The organism is Novosphingobium organovorum, from assembly GCF_022832435.1.
Classification (GTDB): Bacteria; Pseudomonadota; Alphaproteobacteria; order Sphingomonadales; family Sphingomonadaceae; genus Novosphingobium; species Novosphingobium organovorum.
This window is the reverse complement of the sequence record NZ_JALHLF010000003.1, coordinates 69,250-88,942: the sequence shown is the minus strand read 5'-3', so window position 1 is coordinate 88,942 and position 19,693 is coordinate 69,250. Positions and strand designations below refer to the sequence as shown.

11 protein-coding genes and 1 pseudogene are annotated in these 19,693 nt (G+C 66.0%); 6 read left to right on the top strand and 6 right to left on the bottom strand.

Going from position 1 to position 19,693, the window contains the following annotated elements; all coding sequences use genetic code 11:
* Positions 1-60 precede the first annotated feature (60 nt).
* The 3 genes and pseudogenes from MTR62_RS01845 to MTR62_RS01835 form a co-directional block, all read right to left on the bottom strand.
* Positions 61-318: pseudogene (locus MTR62_RS01845) on the bottom strand (M91 family zinc metallopeptidase); the annotation flags it as partial.
* 57 nt (positions 319-375) lie between these two features.
* Positions 376-1,041: a glycoside hydrolase family 15 protein gene (locus MTR62_RS01840; RefSeq protein WP_244016567.1), complete on the bottom strand. Its 666-nt coding sequence runs from the start codon at positions 1,039-1,041 to the stop codon at positions 376-378.
* A 143-nt stretch (positions 1,042-1,184) separates the two neighbouring features.
* The gene (locus MTR62_RS01835) at positions 1,185-3,887 is read right to left on the bottom strand and encodes a cation-translocating P-type ATPase (protein WP_327194365.1); all 2,703 of its coding nucleotides are present in this window, start codon (positions 3,885-3,887) and stop codon (positions 1,185-1,187) included.
* Between the two features lie 139 nt (positions 3,888-4,026).
* Between MTR62_RS01835 and MTR62_RS01830 the strand changes: the two genes are divergently transcribed.
* Entirely contained in the window at positions 4,027-5,046 is a 1,020-nt protein-coding gene (locus MTR62_RS01830; protein ID WP_244016566.1) for a 2-hydroxyacid dehydrogenase, read from the top strand.
* Between the two features lie 10 nt (positions 5,047-5,056).
* Here MTR62_RS01830 and MTR62_RS01825 read toward each other — a convergent pair whose 3' ends face one another.
* The 3 genes from MTR62_RS01825 to MTR62_RS01815 form a co-directional block, all read right to left on the bottom strand.
* Positions 5,057-5,608, bottom strand: coding sequence for a nucleoside 2-deoxyribosyltransferase domain-containing protein (locus tag MTR62_RS01825; RefSeq protein WP_244016565.1), 552 nt, complete (start codon positions 5,606-5,608; stop codon positions 5,057-5,059).
* 198 nt (positions 5,609-5,806) lie between these two features.
* Entirely contained in the window at positions 5,807-7,354 is a 1,548-nt protein-coding gene (locus MTR62_RS01820; protein ID WP_244016564.1) for an MFS transporter, read from the bottom strand.
* Positions 7,355-7,493: 139 nt separating this feature from the next.
* A complete protein-coding gene (locus MTR62_RS01815; protein ID WP_244016563.1) occupies positions 7,494-8,537 on the bottom strand; it encodes a LacI family DNA-binding transcriptional regulator in 1,044 nt (347 codons plus the stop codon).
* Between the two features lie 400 nt (positions 8,538-8,937).
* On the opposite strand from MTR62_RS01815, the gene MTR62_RS01810 reads away from it, so the two are divergent.
* The 5 genes from MTR62_RS01810 (at position 8,938) to MTR62_RS01790 (ending at position 19,584) form a co-directional block, all read left to right on the top strand.
* Positions 8,938-11,625 carry a TonB-dependent receptor gene (locus MTR62_RS01810; protein ID WP_244016584.1) on the top strand — a complete coding sequence of 896 codons (2,688 nt, stop codon included), beginning with the start codon at positions 8,938-8,940 and terminating at the stop codon, positions 11,623-11,625.
* Positions 11,626-11,817: 192 nt separating this feature from the next.
* Positions 11,818-13,683 (top strand): alpha-amylase family glycosyl hydrolase, encoded by a 1,866-nt coding sequence (locus MTR62_RS01805; protein WP_244016562.1) that lies wholly within the window; start codon positions 11,818-11,820, stop codon positions 13,681-13,683.
* 49 nt (positions 13,684-13,732) lie between these two features.
* Positions 13,733-15,397 carry an alpha-amylase family glycosyl hydrolase gene (locus tag MTR62_RS01800; RefSeq protein ID WP_244016561.1) on the top strand — a complete coding sequence of 555 codons (1,665 nt, stop codon included), beginning with the start codon at positions 13,733-13,735 and terminating at the stop codon, positions 15,395-15,397.
* Positions 15,397-17,466 (top strand): glycoside hydrolase family 97 protein, encoded by a 2,070-nt coding sequence (locus MTR62_RS01795; RefSeq protein ID WP_244016560.1) that lies wholly within the window; start codon positions 15,397-15,399, stop codon positions 17,464-17,466. The genes MTR62_RS01800 and MTR62_RS01795 overlap by 1 nt, the downstream gene beginning before the upstream one ends.
* 291 nt (positions 17,467-17,757) lie before the next feature.
* On the top strand, positions 17,758-19,584 hold the full coding sequence (locus MTR62_RS01790) for a DEAD/DEAH box helicase (protein WP_244016559.1): 1,827 nt from the start codon (positions 17,758-17,760) through the stop codon (positions 19,582-19,584).
* The last annotated feature ends 109 nt before the right edge of the window (positions 19,585-19,693 follow it).

Genomic DNA, 19,693 nt, shown 5'->3' with positions numbered 1-19,693 from the left:
CGGGGCTGGATTGGGCGATCGGCTTATCCCATGTCCTGACAGGCCGCGCCCAGAAAATCCTCAGTAGTTTACCCGAGGCGGTAGGCGGTGTTCGGCGCGCATCTGGTTCTCGGTGATCACATCCGGGTCGCGCAGCACCCACTGCGTAGACCGGAAACCCACCGTTTCGATATGTTCGATATCGACCATGATCTGGTAACCGGTGCCAGGGACGCTGGCGCTATAGGCAGGCAGTGCGGTCTTGCCCACCACCCCGACCAGCGAGCGACCGCGCATCATCCTGCCGGCGTGCGACAGTTCATGGCCAAGGGTGATGCAGGTCGGGACACTGCTCCTCCTTCATGCCGCTCCCGCATGTCTCTGCCGGGCCGGCTCTCAGGCGGAATGGTCGCCGCTGCGCCAATAGGCATCGCACTGCGCCAGCGCTTTGCGGGCGGCAGAAAGCGAGGTTCCTGGAAAAGCGGGCTCGGTGCAGGCGCACGTGATCGCCAAGTGCGCCTGTTCGCCCGCCTTGAGCGCGAACGCCATGTGCAGCCCTTGCGCGTCCTGCGTGAGCCCCTGCGCGCCTTCGATGTGTATCACCAGCGGGTCCTGGTCGATCGACCAGGCCGCCGGCCCTTGTCTGTGCATCGACGCACCACCAACGGGCCGCGCAAAGGTGAGGGTGCCGCAGAGCGAGCCGCGCGTGCCGGTAAGGAAACGCACGACGCGGGCAAGGACGGTTCGCGCATCGTGCCCGGCGGCCAGAGTGTCCACCGACGGCGTCTCGACCGGCATGAAGTCGGTCAGTTTGAGCGCGCCCTCTGGCCCGGAGAAATAGGTGTCGAGGATCGTCGTTCCGGCGCGATAGCTTTGTGCCACGCGGCGTGCGCCATCAAGCTCGATCGCCGACAGGCCATCGGGCCAGCCTGCGGCGTCGACCGAGCGCGGAAGCGTGGAACGGGCCTCCCAGCCGATGCGCCGCAGCACGGCCTCACCATCAACGAAACCGCGTGTACGGGTATCGCCGATCATTCCGTGTTCGCCGATGGCTGTGCCCACCGCTAGCCCCCCTTTTTCGTCTTGCCTTTTTACCGTGTGATCCTTGAACCCGATCAGGCGCCGCAACGATAACACACTATCGCGCCATACGATCCCGGCAACGCGTACGGAAATGGTGCATTCGCTGGGCAGAATCTGCCCGTTCAGATGAGATCGTCGAACCAGCGCAGGCGGCGCAGCGCGATCTTCTCCAGTTCCAGCAAGACGAACAGGACAAACCCGATGGCGATCAGGCCCGCGCCATCTCCAAGCGAAACCGCGCGGGTATGGAAGATCGCCTGCAAGGGCGCGAAATAGGTGAAGGCGATCTGCGCAGCGGTGACCGCGCCGATCGCGCCCAGCACGGCGGGTGTCCCCAGCAGGCCGCGCAGCGAAAACGAGCGGACGTGGATGTAGCGCACGTTGAACAGGTAGAAGATTTCGGCGATTACCAGCATGTTGACGACGAGCGTGCGCGTCTCCTCGAGCGGATCGCCCGCGCGGCGCGAGACGCCGTAGACGCCCAGCAAGGCCACAGCGAAGAGCACCGAGACCACGCCGACCCGCCAGGCGATGAAGCCCGACAGGAGCGGAGCATCGCGCGCGCGCGCAGGCCGCTCCATGATGCCCGGTTCGGCGGGTTCGAACGCCAGAACCAGGCCGAGCGTGACCGAGGTGACGAGATTGATCCACAGGATCTGCGTCGCGCTCATCGGGAGGGCCAGGTCGAGCGCGATGGCGATCACCACGGCGAGGATTTCGCCGCCGTTGGTGGGAAGGGTCCAGGCGATGACCTTGCGAATATTGTCGTAGACGGTGCGGCCCTCGCGCACGGCGGCCACGATCGAGGCAAAATTATCGTCGAGCAGGACCATCCCGGCCGCCTCGCGCGCGGCCTGGGTGCCGCTGCGTCCCATCGCGGTGCCCACGTCAGCCTGGCGCAGCGAGGGCGCGTCGTTCACGCCGTCACCGGTCATCGCCACGGTCAGGCCATGGGCCTGAAGCGCGCGCACGATGCGCAGCTTGTGTTCCGGGCTGGAGCGGGCGAACACGCTGGTTTCAGGTACTAAGCGGCGCAATTCGGCATCGTCCATCGCTTCGATTTCGGCGCCGGTGAGCGCCTTTGGTTCGGGCGCGAGATCGAGCTGGCGGGCAATGGCCAGCGCGGTGGCGGCATGGTCGCCGGTAATCATCTTGACCGCGATGCCTGCCGAGCGGCACTGCGCGATCGCGCGGCGCGCTTCTTCGCGCGGGGGATCGACGAAGGCCATGAGGCCGAGCAGGCGTGCACCGCCAAGCGTGGCCAGATCGAAGGCGACCGTTTCCGCAGGAAGATCGATCCGGGCGAAGGCGAGCAGGCGTTCGCCCTCGCTCGCGGTGCGCTCGATCACCGTTGGCCAGTGGGGATCGGCGCCGCCATCGGGACACAGCGCGAGGATGGCCTCGGGGGCTCCCTTGATGAACGCGCAGCGTGTCCCGTCCTGGGCGCGGTGGAGCGTTGCCATCAATCGGTAGGCGGCATCGAAGGGGATCGCGTCGATCCGCGGCCACAGCCGGGTCAGTGTGGCGCTGTCCTCTCCCGCCTTGGCCGCCAGTGTGAGGAGAGCGCCGTCCATCGGATCGCCCAGCACGCTCCAGCGGGCCGCATCGTGACGCAGCCGCGCATCGTTGCAGAGCGCGGCGCAGGCGATGAGTTCGTGGCGCGCGCCCAGCGCTTCCTCGCTCGGGGCGCCCGGATTTCCATCACCCGGCGAAACCTCGCCTTCGGGAGCATAGCCGCTGCCGCTCACCCACCACTCGCCAAGCGGGGTGAACAGCCGTGTCACGGTCATTTCATTGCGGGTCAGCGTGCCGGTCTTGTCGGTGCAGATGACCGAGGTTGCCCCCAGCGTCTCGACCGCGGGGAGCTTGCGGATCACCGCCTTGCGCCGGGCCATGCGCTGGACACCGATGGCGAGCGTGATGGTGATGACTGCGGGCAGCCCTTCGGGGATTGCGCCCACCGCCAGCGCCACGACCGCGATCAGAGCCTCGACCCAGGGGTAGTCGCGCGCCAGCACGGCAAAGGCGAACAGCGCCACGCTGCCGACGAGGATCACCAGCGTGAGGAGCGAGCCGAAGCGGTCGATCTGGCGCAGCAGCGGGGTGACGAGGCGAGGCACCGACTGGAGCAACGCACCGATGCGGCCGATCTCGGTGTGCACACCTGTCGCCACGACGATCCCGCGCGCCTGCCCGCGCACCACCAGCGTTCCCGAATAGGCCATTGAGGAGCGTTCGGCGAGCGGGGCTTCGCGCGCGACAGGATCGGTCCGCTTGTCGCTGGGAAGCGATTCGCCAGTGAGCGCGGCCTCCTCGATCGCCAGCGCGCGGGCCTGATCGATGCGCAAGTCGGCCGGGACCCGGTCGCCCGCCTCGATCAGCACCGTGTCGCCGGGCACCAGCGTTTCGGCCGTGATCTTCGCGCGCTCGGCGTCGCGCAGCGCAAGGGCGTGCTCGCCGACGAGGGCTTCCATTCCCGCCAGCGCCTTTTCGGCCTTGCCCTCCTGCAGCACGCCGACCGCGGCGTTGATGAGAACGACGGCGAGGATGACCCCGGCATCAACCGCGTGATCGAGCACCAGCGCGGCGAGCGCGGAGGCCAGCAGGAAATAGATCAGCGCGTTGTTGAACTGCGCGAGAAAGCGCCACAGCGGGCTGGGCGGCTTGCGAGCGGGAAGGCGATTGGGGCCGCTGCGTGCGAGCCGGTCCTGCGCTTCCTTGCTGGGCAGGCCTTGCGCGGGAGCGTCGAGCCGATCGCGCACGAGGGCACTGTCCAGACTGTGCCAGGCGGGCGGGTCCTGAGGGTTTCCTGCGCCTTGGGGCACGCCGGGCATCCTTCCTCTCGTCCTTGTGGTTCGCCTGCAGGGTAGCCGCCGATCTTCGCCGCTGCAACGCAGCGCTTGTGCGATGCAGCGCGCTTGGTACGATCGCAGTCTGGAACCCCAGGCTTGAGGAGACCGGCGCTTGAAGGTCGTCGTCTACAGTACCCGCTCCTACGACCGCCGCTTTCTTGACGCGGCGAACGCGCAGGCGGGCGGTCCACTCGATCTTACCTATTTCGACACCCGCCTGACGCGCCATTCTGCCCCCTTCGCCAAGGGCGCCGAGGCGGTCTGCGCCTTCGTCAACGACGAACTGGGCAAGGCGCAGCTCGAGGTTCTGGCGCATCACGGCGTGAAGATGATCGCGCTGCGTTGTTCGGGCTTCAACAATGTCGATCTCGGGGCTGCGGCGCGCCTCGGTATCGCGGTGGCGCGGGTGCCGGCCTATTCGCCCGACGCCATTGCCGAACACGCGGTTGCGCTGATGCTTTCGCTCAACCGGCGCATCCACAAGGCCTATGCGCGGGTGCGCGAGGGCAATTTCGCGCTCGACGGGCTGCTCGGCTTCGACATGCGCGGCAAGACGGCGGGCATCGTGGGCACCGGGCGGATCGGGCTCAACGTGGCGCGCATCCTCAAAGGTTTCGGCTGCGACGTGCTGGCGAGTGACCCGGCGCCTGCGGACGAGCTTGCCGTGCTTGGTGGGCGCTACGTCGCGCTCGACCAGTTGCTGGGGCAGAGCGACATCATAAGCCTGCATTGCCCGCTGACACCCGCGACGCACCACCTGATCGGGCGCGGAGCCATCGCGCGGATGAAGCCGGGGGTCATGCTCATCAACACCTCGCGTGGGGCGGTGATGGACGCGCGCGCGGTGATCGCCGGGCTCAAGAGTGGGAAGATCGGCCATGTCGGGCTCGACGTCTACGAAGAGGAGGGCGACCTGTTCTTCGAGAACCTATCCGACACCGTGATCCGCGACGACATCTTCGTGCGACTGATGACCTTTCCCAACGTGCTGATCACCGGGCACCAGGGTTTCTTCACGCGCGAGGCGATGAGCGCCATCGCGGCAACGACGCTCGGCAACCTGACCGCCTTTGCAAAGACCGGCGCGCCGCTTCACCCGGTTTCGGTGGAGAAACTCGCGCCCGGTTCCTGACGGGCGGCGCTCAGCGCTGTTCGAGCGAGGCGATCCGGCGACGGGTGGCGGCGATCAGGGCGGCGAGGTCGTCGACTTGCTCGACCCCGTATTTCGCGGCGGTGATATCGACGTTGCCCTTGCGCCAGTACCCTTGCGGGCACAGCACGATCAGTTTGCCCGAGCGCGCATGGAGCCCCATTTCGAGCAGGCTGACCGGACTTTTCGAACCGGGCGAGAGATAGAGTACGATCACGTCCGCGCTGTCGAGCGCGGCCAGCTCCCATTCGACCTGCTGGCGAAAGTTCGGTTCGTCCGCCTCGGGGCGCCAGGCCGGGTTCCAGTCGGCGCGGCGCGGGTTGAGGATGACGACGTTCTCGTTGTCGAGGGCCGCGATCATCTGCTTTTGCCAGTCGGGCGCGCTACCCATGTCGATAGTGCCGCCCAGGAACACGCGCACGCGCTCGTGCGTGGCGGGGAGCGCTTCGGGCGAGGTCACAACCTCGGCGTGACCGGAAATGGCGTGACCGGGCGCGGATGGCGCTGCAAGGGCGAGCGCGATGGACGGCAGGAGCGATAACATTGCGGCGNGGCGTGACCGGAAATGGCGTGACCGGGCGCGGATGGCGCTGCAAGGGCGAGCGCGATGGACGGCAGGAGCGATAACATTGCGGCGCCCTAGAGCATTTTCCAGTCAGGTGGAATCACCTGACGGTTCAGAAAATGTGTCAAAACAAAAGTCTAGAGCGGTAGATCTGATGCAATCTGATCGAAAACCGCTCTAGCGGCTATCGGCTCCCACGCGCAAGGCGGCGAGCGCGGCGATCAGCAGGCTGGCCGCCGCAAAGGCCATGGTCCAGATCGGGCTGCCGGGAAAGAACGCCTTCATGATCGTACCCATGATGGTGGCGACAAGCAGTTGGGGGAGCACTACGAAGACATTGAACAGCCCCATGTAGATGCCAAGCTTGTGCTGCGGCAGGCTGCTCGCCAGGATCGCGTAGGGCATGGCCAGGATCGAGGCCCAGGCAATGCCGATGCCGATCTCGCAAGCTACCAGCCAGTCGGGATCGTGCACCATGAGAAAGCCGCCGAAACCCAGGGCGCCCAGGGTCAGGCACAACGCGTGCGTTCGCACCGCGCCAAAACGCCGCGACAGCGGGGGCAGGAGCAGCAGCGCAGCCAGCGCGGCCACGCCGTTGTAGACCGAGAACAGCACGCCGACCCAGTTGCCCGCCGCCTGGTAGGCCGCGCTCGCCGGATCGCGGGCGCCAAAGTGAACCGCGGCGACCACCGGCGTGGTGTGGATCCACATGATGAACAGCGCCGACCAGCTGAAGAACTGGACCACCGCGAGACGCTTCATCAGCGCGGGCATCCCGGCGAAGTCCCCGACGATGCCGGTCAGGAGACTGGCGGAAATTCCCTTGCGCGCCAGCATGATCGCGCCCATCACCGCCAGGCCATAGGCGGCGAGCAGCGCCGCGAGGAGATAGACTTCCTTCTCGAGGTTCCAGCGCGCGACGCCGAGCGCCACCATGGCGCCCGCCGCGACCCAGCGCAGGCCCGAATGGACCGGGCGCGCGGCAAGGCGGGCCTGCGCTTCATCGGGCCCCTCGGTGGTTTGGGTCCCGGCAAAGCGGGCCTGTTCCTCGGGCGAATATTCCCGCGTCGAAAACACCGTGACGAGCACCGCGCCAAGCAGCAGCAGCGCGCCGATGCGAAAGCTGATGCGCACCGTATCGGGCAGCGCGCCATCGGCTGCGGTGTTGGCAATGCCCAGATGATCGAGCAGGTAGGGAAACAGCGAACCGATCACCGCGCCCGCGCCGATGAAGGCGGTCTGCACACCGTAGCCGCTCGTGTGCTGGTCCTTGCGCAACATGTCGCCGACGAAGGCGCGAAACGGCTCCATCGACACGTTGAGGCTGGCATCCAGCGTCCAGAGCAGCAGCGCGGCCATGAGCAGCCCGGAACTGGCGGGCATGGCGACCAGCGACAGCGCGGCGAGCACCGCCCCTGCGAGAAAGTAGGGGCGCCGCCGTCCGAAGCGGCCAAGCCAGGTGCGGTCGGACAGGTGGCCGACCACCGGCTGGACCAGCAATCCGGTCAGCGGTGCGGCAACCCACAGCGCGGCCAGATCGTCGATCGAGGAACCGAGCGACTGGAAGACCCGGCTCATGTTCGCGTTCTGGAGCGCAAAGCCCACCTGGATGCCGAAAAAGCCGAAACTGATCGCGCCGAGCCCCAGCCAGTTCTGGCGGGGTTTTTCGATCGGACTGGCTGCATGGTTATCCTCGTGCGGGTGTGACGCTTCGGCCCTGGCCATGCCCCCTGGTTCCTTTCCCTCTTGCCTCGGCGTTCGTGTGCCCTTGCACGCCGTATCGTTCGGTCCCGTTCGGGTCGCACGGCGCGCGCGCCAGTGCAACATGCATACGAATACCTAGGTCCCCGGTTCAGGCGCGCTTTCACGCAGGGCATTCAGGCGCGCTTTCGCGCAGGACGAGGCGCGTTTCGAGCAGCGGGGAAGGGGGCTCGCGATCCTCGATCCGGGCGAGCAGGGTTTCCACGAGGCGCTCACCGGCGCCTTTCATGTCCTGCGCGATGGTGGTCAGCGCCGGGCTGTTCATTGCGGCCGCAGGTAGATCGTCGAACCCGATCAGCGCCACATCCTCGGGCGCGGAAAGCCCGGCGGCGCGCAGTGCGGCCATGGCGCCAAGCGCGATGAGATCGCTCGCCGCGAAGACGCCGTCGAAGCGCGTGCCGCTGGCCAGGATGTCTTCCATCGCCGCGCGGCCGAGCGCCTCGTGGCTGATCGTGTCCCGGCGCAGCGCCGGATCGGGTGCGATCCCTGCGGCTTCCAGCGCCTCGCACAGACCAGCGTAGCGTTCGGCGAATTCCGGGTAGTGCTCGTCGGCCTGGCCGAGGAAGGCGATGCGCCGCCGCCCCAGTCCGATCAGATGCGCCCCCGCCATGAGTCCCGCCTGCCGGTTGTCCGAGCCGATCGCCGCCCCGAAGGCCGGATCGTCGACCGCGCCCCAGCGTACGAAATGGGTGCCGTGGTCGACCAGTTCGCGCAGGCGGCTGCGGTAGAGCGTATAGTCACCATAACCCAGGAGGATCAGCCCGTCGGCGCGGTGGCTGTCGAGGTAACGGGTGTGCCAATTGTCCTCCATGCGCTGGAAGGAGATCAGCAGGTCGAGCCCCCGGCTCGCGCAGTGGCGGGTGATCGAGGACAGCATGGCGAGGAAGAAGGGGTTGATCTTGGCGTCGTCGGGCGTGTCCTCCTCGAAGAACAGCAGCGCGATCGTGTTCGAGCGCTGCGAGCGCAGCGAGGAGGCGTTCTTGTCGACCGAATAGTTGAGCTCGCGCGCGATGGCCTCGATCCGTTTGCGCGTGGCTTCGCTGATCGATTTGCTGCCGCGCAGCGCGCGGCTGACCGTGGGCTGAGAGACCCCCGCCCGATAGGCGATATCGAAGCTCGTAGGCCGGTTGGACGGTTTTCGCCCCATCGATGTTCCCTTTATGTCCTCTTCCCTGCGAGGCTGAGCCCCGCGGCATCGCACCCTTCGCAAGCGCGCCGGCGAAAGCGCCGCAAACGCCCCGATACCGCAGAAATCCTGATGTGTCCCATGGGACACCACCACGGACTAACTCCGCTCTACGTATACGTATGCCATATTATGCGTAACGCTTTCACCGTCTAAGCGCAAAGCAAGAGATGAGTCGCGATGCCAACCATCGGGCTCTTGTTTTGGAGGAGGATGCCGCTGCCTGGTCACAATTGGCGAGCGGTAAACATAAAGGGCACGGACAATGACGCTTCACAGGGACATTCTGAAGCATTCGGCACTTTCGCGCAGCGCTCTGGCAACCGGGCTGGCCAGTGGCCTCTTCGGCGCCCTGGTCGCCATGGTGCCGGCAAGCGCACGGGCGCAGGAGGCGGACGAGCCGCTGAGCGGCGACCAGACCATCATCGTCACCGGATACCGGGCCAGCCTTGAAAGCGCGGTGGGCGAAAAGCTGCGCTCCGAGCAGATCGTGGAATCGATTTCGGCCGAAGACATCGGCAAGCTGCCCGACGCCTCGATCGCGGAATCGATCGCACGCCTGCCCGGCCTGACCTCGCAGCGGGTCAACGGGCGGTCGAACGCGATCTCGATCCGCGGCTTCGCGCCCGATTTTTCGACCACGCTGCTCAACGGGCGTGAACAGACTTCCACTGGCGACAACCGCGCGGTCGAGTACGACCAGTATCCCTCGGAAATCGTCAATGCGGTCAACGTCTACAAGACGCCGATGGCCAGTCTCATCGGGCAGGGCCTGTCGGGTACCGTCGACATGCGCACGATCCGCCCGCTCGATACCGGCAAGCGCGTCGTCAGCGTGGGCGCACGCGGCACGTACACCGATCAGGGCAAACTCAACGCCGGTTCGCGCGACAAGGGCTATCGCTTCAACGCGCTTTACGTCGACCAGTTTGCGAACGACACGCTGGGCATCGCGCTGGGCGCCAGCTATCTCAACGAACCGTATCAGGTCGAGGAGTTCAACGCCTGGGGCTATGCCGATACCGATAGCGGCGAAAAGGTGATCGGCGGTTCGAAGTCCTACGTCACGTCGACCACGCTCAAACGCATGGGCTTCAACGGCACGCTGCAATGGCGCCCGTCGCCCAACTTCACCTCGACCTTCGACGGGTTCTATTCCGACTTCAAGGACGACCAGTACAAGCGCGGCATCGAACTGCCGCTCTACTGGTCGAGCGCGACCCTCGACGACGGTTCGACCGCGTCGGACGGGCTGATTACCCAGGGTTCGTTCAGCGATGTGAAGGGCGTGCTGCGCAACGACGTGTTCCAGCGCCACGCCAAGCTCTATTCGTTCGGCTGGAACAACGCCTGGAAGGGCGATGACGGCTGGAGCGCGATGGCCGACGTGAGCTATTCGCGCACCGACCGCAACGAACTGGTGGTGGAGACCTATTCGGGCACCGGCCGTTCGGGCGAAGGGGCAACCGACACCATCGGCTTTACCAGCTCGTCCAAGGGCACCACCTTCACCCACCAGCTCGACTACAGCGACTACGATCTCATCAAGCTGACCAGTCCGCAGGGCTGGGGGGGCACGCAGGTCGCGGCCGACGGCACGACGATCACCGGCGGGCAGGACGGCTACTACAACAACCGCAAGATCAACGACGAGCTGTGGCAGTTCCGGGTCGAGGTCGGCAAGGAGCTGAGCGGTGGTCCGTTCAGCTCGCTGCAGGCGGGCTGGAACTACACCACGCGCTCCAAGTCGCTGGTGCCCGAAGAATATTTCCTCGGCCTTGCGGACAACACCGATGGCACCGTCTCGGTCACGATCCCCGAATACGCGCGGATGGGCACGACCAACCTCAGCTATCTCGGGCTCGGTCCGATGGTCGCCTACGATCCGCTCAAGCTGCTCGACGCGGGCGTCTACAACCTTGTCGCCAACCCCTATGGCGACGTGGTGGTCAAGGCCTACGCCATCCGCGAGAAGATCATGACCGCCTATACCCAGGCGAACATCGATGCGGATGTGGGTTCGGCGGTCCTGACCGGCAACGTGGGCGTGCAGGCCAACTGGACCGACCAGAATTCGAAGGGCGCAACCGCGGTTTACCTGGGCACCAACGCCAACGGTTCGCCCGACATCGGCGCTTCGGCCCGCAACGAAAGCACGGGCTATCTCGACGTGCTGCCCAGCCTCAACCTCTCGCTGCGCTTCCCGAGCGATTTCGTGATCCGCTTTGCCGCGGCGCGCGAGATCATCCGTCCGCGCCTCGACGACATGCGCGCCTCGCTCAGCTGGGGGTACACGATCACCGGCGACGTGGCGCAGGTTACCGGCTCGTCGGGCAATCCGGACCTGCGGCCCTGGCGCGCCAACGCGCTCGACCTCACTTTCGAGAAGTATTTTGCCCGGAAGGGCTACGTCGCCGCGCAGTTCTACTGGAAGGACCTCAAGAGCTACATCTACAACCTTGATGTCACGGTGCCCACCTCCTCGCTCGCGCTGCCGAGCCCCGGCGATGGCATCACCATTTCGGACACCGCGCAGCTCAACATTCCGATCAACGGCAAGGGCGGCAAGCTCTATGGCGTGGAACTGGCGACCACGCTGCCGTTCGACGCCTTCGTCGACGCGCTCGAAGGGTTCGGGGTGACCGGTTCGGTGGCCTATACCAAGACGCGCATCACCCCGACGCCGGGCGGCGCGGCGGAGGATCTGCCGGGCTATTCGAAGTGGGTCGTCAACGGCACGGGCTATTTCGAGAAGGCGGGCTTCAACATGCGCGGTTCGGTGCGCTATCGCTCGACTTTCGTGGGCGAAGTCTCGGGCTTCGGGGCCAGCCGCGTGCGGCGCCGCGCGGCCGAGGAGATGATCGTCGACGGGCAGATCGGGTACGATTTCCAGCCCGGTAGCCCGCTTGAGGGGCTCTCGCTCTACGTTCAGGGGCAGAACCTCACCGACGAGCCGTTCATCACCGCCAATCCGGGCGATTCGCGCCAGGTTATCGACTATCAGAGCTACGGGCGCCGCTTCCTCGCGGGCTTCACCTACAAGTTCTGATCGACATTGACCGCGCAAGGCGCCTCGCGCGCCTTGCCTTACCTCTTGCGTCCCGGCCCGGCACACCCTCCTCCTGTTGCCGGACCGGGGCCATCGGCGGGGCCGTGCGAAGGCGGTACGTTTTTCATCGGCCCCTTTCATCGGCCCCGCCGTGCCTGCCCTTCGTGCTTCCGACCGGTCTTGAGGATTGCGATGCGTTCCTGTTCTTCCATCCAAGCCCTGGCTGTCTCGCTCGGCGTTGCCCTGCTGGGGCTCGCCGCTACCCCGGCAGTGGCCCGCGATGACGCGCGTACGGCGGCAAGCGTCCAGCTGGAGCAACTACGCGCGCGCCGTCCCGAGCAGGAGGTGATCTACTTCGTCCTGCCCGATCGCTTCGCCAACGGCGATCCCGCCAACGACCGGGGAGGGCTTTCGGGCGATCGCCTGCACACCGGGTTCGATCCGACCGACAAGGCGTTCTATCACGGTGGCGATCTTAAGGGACTGACCGAGCATCTCGATTATATCCAGGGGCTGGGCGCCACCGCGATCTGGGTTGGCCCGGTCTTGCGCAACAAGCCGGTGCAGGGAGCGCCGGGGCAGGAAAGCGCGGGCTACCACGGCTACTGGATCACCGACTTCACCCACGTCGATCCGCACCTTGGCGCCGACGCCGATTTCAAGGCCTTTGTCGATGCCGCGCACGCGCGCGGCATGAAGGTCTACATGGACATCATCGTCAACCACACGGCCGATGTGATTACTTACGCCGAGGGTGCGAAGGCGGGCTTCGCCTATCGCTCCAAGGCCGATTACCCCTTCTCGACCCGCGGCGATGCCTCGGGTCCGGCAATCAACGCCGGGTTTGCGGGAGACCGCGACGCCTCGCCCGCGAACTGGGCCCGGCTCACCGACCCCACCTTCGCCTATACCCCGATCGTGCCTGAGGCCGAGCGGCACGAAAAGGTGCCCGAATGGCTCAACGATCCGATCTACTACCACAACCGGGGCGATACCAACTGGAGCGGTGAAAGCGCGCAGTACGGGGATTTCATCGGCCTCGATGATCTGGCGACCGAACATCCGCGTGTCGTCGCGGGCATGATCGCGATTTACGGCGGCTGGATCGATCGCTTTGGCGTGGACGGTTTTCGCATCGACACCGCCCGGCACGTGAACCCGGCGTTCTGGCGCGCCTTTGTCCCCGCGATGCAAGCGCGCGCGGCGGCCCACGGCATTCCCAACTTCCATATCTTCGGCGAAGTCGCGACTGAGACATACGATCCGGCGCTGCTGGCTTCGTGGACTCGCGATGCGGGCTTTCCGGCAGTGCTCGACTTTGGTCTGGCCGCAGCGGTGATCGAAGCGCTGTCGGCCGGGGGCAAGGCACAGGACCTTGCGCGTATGCCGCTCGACGATACGCTTTACGCCGGCGGCAGTGCCACGGCGCGACAACTGCCCACGTTCCTGGGCAACCACGACGCTGGCCGCATCGCCATGCTGCTGGAAAAGGGCAATCCGGGCATCGGGCGCGAAGAGCTGCTGCGCCGGGTACGGCTGGCGCACGCGATGCTGCTGACCTTGCGGGGCGTGCCCACGATCTATTCGGGCGACGAACAGGGCTTTGTCGGGGCGGGGGGCGACAAGGATTCGCGTCAGGACATGTTCCCCTCGCAGGTTGCGCAGTTCCGCGAGGAAGCCCTGCTGGGAACCGATACGACCGCGGGTGCGGCCAATTTCGAAACGGATCATCCGCTCTACCGCTTCATTTCCGACCTGGCTCGTCTGCGCCGTGCGACCCCGGCCTTGCAGGAGGGGGAGAGCCTTGTCCGCGCGGTTCCCTCGCAAGGCGCGGGGCTGGTCGCCCTATCGCGTTTCGATCCGCATTCAGGCCGGGAAATTGTCTTGGTTTTCAATACGTCGACCGAGCCGCTACAAGGCCGTGTAGCCGTTGACCCGAAGTCGACGCGCTTTGCGCAGATCGGCGGGAAGGGCTGTGCTACACAATCGATTGCACCGGGCGCGTTGGAGGTTCGTCTCGACGGTCTGGATTTCGCGGTTTGCCAGGCCCTGCCATGATGCGCCTTCCCCCCGCATGGCGGCTTGCGACAAGAGGACGTCAGGTTCGATGAAATTGACTTCACACGGTTCCACGGCCCAGGATAGCGCGCAGGCGGTTACGCCGTGGTGGCTTGGCGCGACGATCTACCAGATCTACCCGCGCAGTTTCATGGACAGCAACGGCGATGGCATCGGCGATCTGGCCGGGATCACCCAGAAGCTCGATCATGTCGCGGCGCTGGGCGTCGATGCGATCTGGATTTCGCCGTTCTACACCTCACCCATGGCGGACTTCGGCTACGACATCGCCGATTATTGCAACGTCGATCCGATCTTCGGAACATTGGCGGATTTCGATGCCCTCGTCGCGCGGGCGCGCGAGCTTGGGCTCAAGGTGATCGTCGATCAGGTCTACGCGCATACGTCGAATCGGCACGCCTGGTTCCAGGACAGCCGCTCGAGCCGTTCCAGCGCGCACGCGGACTGGTACGTCTGGGCCGATGCCCGGCCCGACGGTTCGCCGCCGAGCAACTGGCAATCGGTCTTCGGGGGGCCAGCGTGGTGCTGGGACGCGCGGCGGGGGCAGTATTACCTGCATAATTTCCTCAAGGAGCAACCGCAGCTCAACGTCCACAACCCGGCGGTGCAGGAGGCGCTGCTGGAGGTGGCGAAGTTCTGGCTCGACCGGGGCGTTTCGGGTTTTCGCATCGACGCGCTCAACTTCACGATGCACGACCCGCAGTTGCGCGACAATCCGCCCGCACCCGAGGATGGCAAGCCGCGCACGCGTCCGTTCGATTTCCAGCTGCAAACCTACAACCAGTCGCACCCCGACATCGTCCATTTTATCGAGCGTCTTCAGGCCCTGATCGCCAGCTATCCCGATACGTTCTCGCTTGCCGAAGTGGGCGGGCGCAACGCGCTGGCCGAAATGAAGGCCTTTACCCAGGGATCGCAGAGGCTCGACAGCGCTTACGGTTTCGATTTCCTCTACGCGCCGCAGTTAACGCCCGCTCTGGTGGCGGGCGCGCTATCGGCGTGGAGTGGGCCTGTCGCCTCGGGCTGGCCAAGCTGGGCGTTCGAGAACCATGATGCCCCGCGCGCCCTCTCGCGCTGGGCCGATGAGGGGGATCGGGCGGCCTTCGCCCGGCTCAAGGCGCTGCTGTTCTTTTCGCTGCGCGGCAATCTCATTGTGTACCAGGGCGAGGAACTCGGGCTGTTGCAGGACGAGGTTCCCTTCGAGAGCCTTCAGGACCCCGAGGCGATCGCGAACTGGCCGCTTACACTCTCGCGCGATGGGGTGCGCACGCCGCTGCCCTGGGTTGCCGAAGATGGGCATGGCGGGTTTACCCAGGGCGATCCCTGGTTGCCAGTGAGTGCTGCGAATAGGGAGCGTGCGGTCGATCGGCAGAGCGCCGATCCGGCCTCGCTGCTGCGCCTGACCACCGCGCTGCTGCGGTTGCGCAAGGCTACGGCGACGCTGATGAGCGGTGACTGCACGGTCGATCTGGCCGACGAGACACGCCTTGTCCTGCGTCGGACAAAGGGCGCGTCGCAGGTCCAGGCGGTGTTCAATTTCAGCGGTGAGGAGCAGCCCTGGCCTGCCGACCTTGGCTTGCGCGGGCGGGTCCTGGCGAGTGTCAATTTTGCCCAAGAGGCGGATGTGGAAGCGGGCAAAGTCAAAAGCTTGCCTCCCCATGCCGCGCTTTGGATCGATACGGGAGAGACCTGATGAAAATGCCCTGGCGCCTGGCGGCGCTATCTTGTCTAGCGCTGGCCATGCCCGCTGTCGGTTCGGCCAGAGCCGAGACCAATCCGGTCGTCCATGCCAGCTCTCCTGATGGCAGCCTGGTGCTCAGCGTCACGACCGACAACGACAAGCGGCCCGAATGGTCGCTCTCGCGCAAGGGCAGGCTGCTGATCGCGCCCAGTCGCCTGGGCTTCCTGCTCGCCGATGGGATCAACATGGTGCGCGGCTTCACCATCGCGAGCAGCGAGACGAGCCAGGGCGAGGAGACCTGGGAACAGCCCTGGGGTGAACGCCGCTTCGTCCACGACAGGCACAACGAACTCGTGGTGCGCTTCGTCCAGGCCCAGGAAGACGGAGCGCGGGCGATGAACCTGCGCTTCCGCCTGTTCGACGACGGCATCGGTTTTCGCTACGAACTGCCCGAGCAGCCCGGCCTCAAGACGATGAAGATCACCGACGAGGTGACCGGCTTTACCATCGCCCCCAAAGGGGAGGCGTGGTGGATTGCGGGTGGCGAGTGGAACCGCTACGAACAGGTCTACCAGCACACCGCGATCGATGCGGTATCGACCGCGCACACGCCGATCACCATGAAGCTCGAGGATGGCACCCATCTCTCGTTTCATGAGGCCGCGCTGGTCGATTACGCAGGCTACTGGTTCAAGCGCGCCGACGGGCAGTCGTTCCGCACCACGCTCGCGCCGTCCTCCCAAGGGCCCGCCGTCGTGCGCGACCTGCCCTTCGCGACGCCCTGGCGCACGATCCGCATCGCCGACGACGCCAAAGGGCTGGTCGAGAACGACCTCGAACTCAACCTCAACGAGCCCAACAAGCTGGGCGATGTCAGCTGGGTCCAGCCGGGCCGCTACATCGGCATCTGGTGGGGCATGATCCGGGGCGACTGGACCTGGGCCGAAGGCCCGCGCCACGGCGCGACGACCGCGCGCACCAAGCAGTACATCGATTTCGCCGCCAAGAACCACTTTCGCGGCGTGCTCGTCGAAGGGTGGGACAAGGGGTGGAACGGCAACTGGTTCGGCCACGGGCAGGACTTCAGCTATACCCAGGCAACGCCAGACTTCGATCTCGACGGACTGGCCGATTACGCCCGGTCCAAGGGCGTGCGCCTGATCGGTCACCACGAAACCGGCGGCAACATCGCCAACTACGAAGCCCAGCTCGAACCCGCGATGGCGCTTTACGGCAAGCTCGGTGTCGATGTGGTCAAGACCGGCTACGTCGCCGATGCGGGCGGCATCCTCGCCGATACGCGGCGTTACGGGGATGAACCGGGCGCGCCGTTCACCGCCTGGCACGATGGGCAGCGGATGGTGAACCACTATCTCGACGTGGTGAAGGTCGCCGCCACGCACCATGTCTCGGTCGACAGCCACGAGCCGGTCAAGGACACCGGCCTGCGCCGCACTTATCCCAACTGGGTCTCGCGCGAGGGTGCGCGCGGCATGGAATACAACGCCTGGGGCGCGTTCGCCAACGGACCCGATCATGAACCCACCCTGGTCTATACGCGTATGCTGTCGGGCCCGATGGACTTCACGCCCGGCATCCTCAGTCTCAAGGGGGCCGAGGGCGTGCCGCTGGCCTCGACGCCGGCCAAGCAGCTCGGACTTTACGTGACGATCTACTCGCCGATCGAAATGGCCGCCGATTTCGTCGAGGAGTTGCAGAAGCATCCGCGCGAGATGGACTTCATCACCAGCGTGCCGACCGACTGGGCCGAGAGCCACCTGATCGCGGGCGAAGTGGGGGACTATGCGGTCTTCGCGCGCAAGGACCGTCAGAGCGCGCGCTGGTTCATCGGCGCGGTCAACGATGCGAGCGCGCGCAGCGTGACGGTCGACTTCGCCTTCCTCGATCCGGGCAAGGCCTATGAGGTGAAGATCTGGAAGGACGGGGAGGGCGCGACCTACCTGACCGAAGCGCGCCACGCGATTGCCTACGAGACGCGCACCGTGCGCAAGGGGGATACGATGTCGCTGTGGCTGGCGCCCGGCGGCGGGGCGGCCATGCGGCTGGTCCCGCGCGACTGACTTTCCTGTGATGGACCAGGGCAACCGGTCCGCGAAAACGGCGTAAAACCGGGGCCGGGAAGCACGTCATCCCGGCCTCTTGCGTTTCGTGCAGCTTGAAAAATGCCGAAAATCTTCCTTGAAAACGGCGCAAATCGGGACATCATAGGAAAATCGGCAGGTGATGTGCATTTCTTGCGCGCATTATCCTGCGCTTTGGTCTATGGGGGCGCCGACTGGTTGCCCGATGTGCGGGCTCAGCTTCCCGAACACTCAGACCGCGAGGCCGCTTTTTGGCGGCAAAAACCGTTCATGGCTTCCCATTTCGATCACCTTCCCGCGCCCCTCGTTGCTGCCCTTGACGGCCAGGGCTATGAAAAGCTCACCGCCGTTCAGGAGGCTGTGTGCGAGGCCGACGCTGCGGGCCGCGACCTGCTGGTTTCGGCGCAGACCGGCTCGGGCAAGACCGTGGCCTTTGGCCTCGCCATGGCGCAGGAGCTGCTCGAGGGCGATTCGATCGCGCGCTCGTTCTGCCCACTCGCACTGGTAATCGCGCCGACGCGCGAACTCGCGATGCAGGTCAGCCGGGAGCTGAGCTGGCTCTATGGTTCGACCGGCGCGCGGATCGTCACCTGCGTTGGCGGCATGGACCCGGTGGCCGAGCGCAAGAAGCTCGAGAAGGGCGCCTCGATCGTGGTCGGCACGCCCGGCCGCCTGCGCGACCATCTCGAACGCGGCAAGCTGGACCTCTCCGAACTGCGCGTCGCCGTGCTCGACGAAGCGGACGAAATGCTCGACATGGGCTTTCGCGAAGACCTCGAGACGCTGCTCGACGCGACCGGGGCTGAGCGCCGCACGCTGCTGTTCTCGGCCACGATGCCGCGCGGTATCGAACAGCTCGCGCGCCAGTACCAGAACAACGCGCTGCGCATTTCGACCGTGGGTGAAACCCGCGGTCACGGCGACATCAGCTACCAGGCGGTGACGGTTACGCCGTCCGACGTCGAGAACGCGGCGATCAACATCCTGCGCTTCCACGAGGCGGAAACCGCAATCCTGTTCTGCTCGACCCGCGAGAAGGTCAAGCACCTCCACGCCGCGCTCGTCGAGCGTGGCTTCTCGGCGGTGGCGCTGTCGGGCGAGCATTCGCAGAACGAACGCAACAACGCGCTCCAGGCGCTGCGCGATCACCGTGCGCGGGTGTGCGTGGCGACCGACGTTGCCGCGCGCGGCATCGATCTTCCCTCGCTCACGCTGGTGGTTCACGTCGAACTGCCGCGCGATGCCGAAACGCTCCAGCACCGTTCGGGCCGCACGGGCCGTGCGGGCAAGAAGGGCACCGCGGTGTTGCTGGTGCCGCACTCGCGCCGCCGCAAGGTCGAATACATGCTGCGCGACGCGCGCATTCCGGCCGAGTGGACCGAAGTGCCCGGCCCCGAAGTGATCCGCGCCAAGGACCGCGAGCGGATCATCGAGGCGCTGACCGTCGAACGCGAGATCACCGAGGATGACCGCGAGATCGCGCGCGAACTGCTCCAGACGATTCCGGCCGAGGACATCGCCGCCGCGCTCGTCGCCGCGCAGCGCGCCACGATGCCCCAGCCCGAGGAACTGATCGGCCGGATCGACAAGCCGGGCCGTGGCCGCAGCGGTGAAGGCTTTGAAAATTCGGTCTGGTTCAAGATGAACATCGGTCGCAAGGACCAGGCCGAGCCGCGCTGGGTTCTCCCGGTCGTGTGCCGTCGTGGCCACGTGTCGAGCGACGTGATCGGGCAGATCCGCATCCTCGTCCACGAAACCTTCATCGAAATTCCCGGCGCGCTGGCCGACCGGTTCGAGCAGACCCTCGCCAAGACCGCCGGGTCGGACGAGGATCACTTCGAGAAGGCGATCCAGTTCGAGCGTGCGCTGACCCCGCCGCCCGCGCGGACCCCCGGTCATCGTTCGGGTGGTGGCCCGCGCGAAGGGTACGGCCAGGGACCGCGCGGCGAAGGCCGCACCGGCCCGCACAAGCCGCGTCCCTATTCGAGCGGCGGCACGGGCGGTGGCAAGCCCAACCGCCGCGAAGGGCCGCGCCGTGGCCCGGCAGGCCCCGGTGGCGGCGCACCGACGCACAAGACCAAGCACCGCAAGGGCTGATAACGGTCCTCCCATGCCGGGATAGAGAAAAGGGGCAGGGCGCGATTTGCGCTTCTGCCCCTTTTGCTTGTCCGGTGCTTTTCGGGAAACGGTCCAGCGCAGGACAGCA

Bases quoted from the DNA above. Each gene is read 5' to 3' on its own strand.
- MTR62_RS01810 (WP_244016584.1), top strand. From the start codon at position 8,938: ATGGTGCCGGCAAGCGCACGGGCGCAGGAGGCGGACGAGCCGCTGAGC.
- MTR62_RS01815 (WP_244016563.1), bottom strand. From the start codon at position 8,537: ATGGGGCGAAAACCGTCCAACCGGCCTACGAGCTTCGATATCGCCTAT.
- MTR62_RS01820 (WP_244016564.1), bottom strand. From the start codon at position 7,354: ATGGCCAGGGCCGAAGCGTCACACCCGCACGAGGATAACCATGCAGCC.
- MTR62_RS01825 (WP_244016565.1), bottom strand. From the start codon at position 5,608: ATGTTATCGCTCCTGCCGTCCATCGCGCTCGCCCTTGCAGCGCCATCC.
- MTR62_RS01805 (WP_244016562.1), top strand. From the start codon at position 11,818: ATGCGTTCCTGTTCTTCCATCCAAGCCCTGGCTGTCTCGCTCGGCGTT.
- MTR62_RS01800 (WP_244016561.1), top strand. From the start codon at position 13,733: ATGAAATTGACTTCACACGGTTCCACGGCCCAGGATAGCGCGCAGGCG.
- MTR62_RS01790 (WP_244016559.1), top strand. From the start codon at position 17,758: ATGGCTTCCCATTTCGATCACCTTCCCGCGCCCCTCGTTGCTGCCCTT.
- MTR62_RS01795 (WP_244016560.1), top strand. From the start codon at position 15,397: ATGAAAATGCCCTGGCGCCTGGCGGCGCTATCTTGTCTAGCGCTGGCC.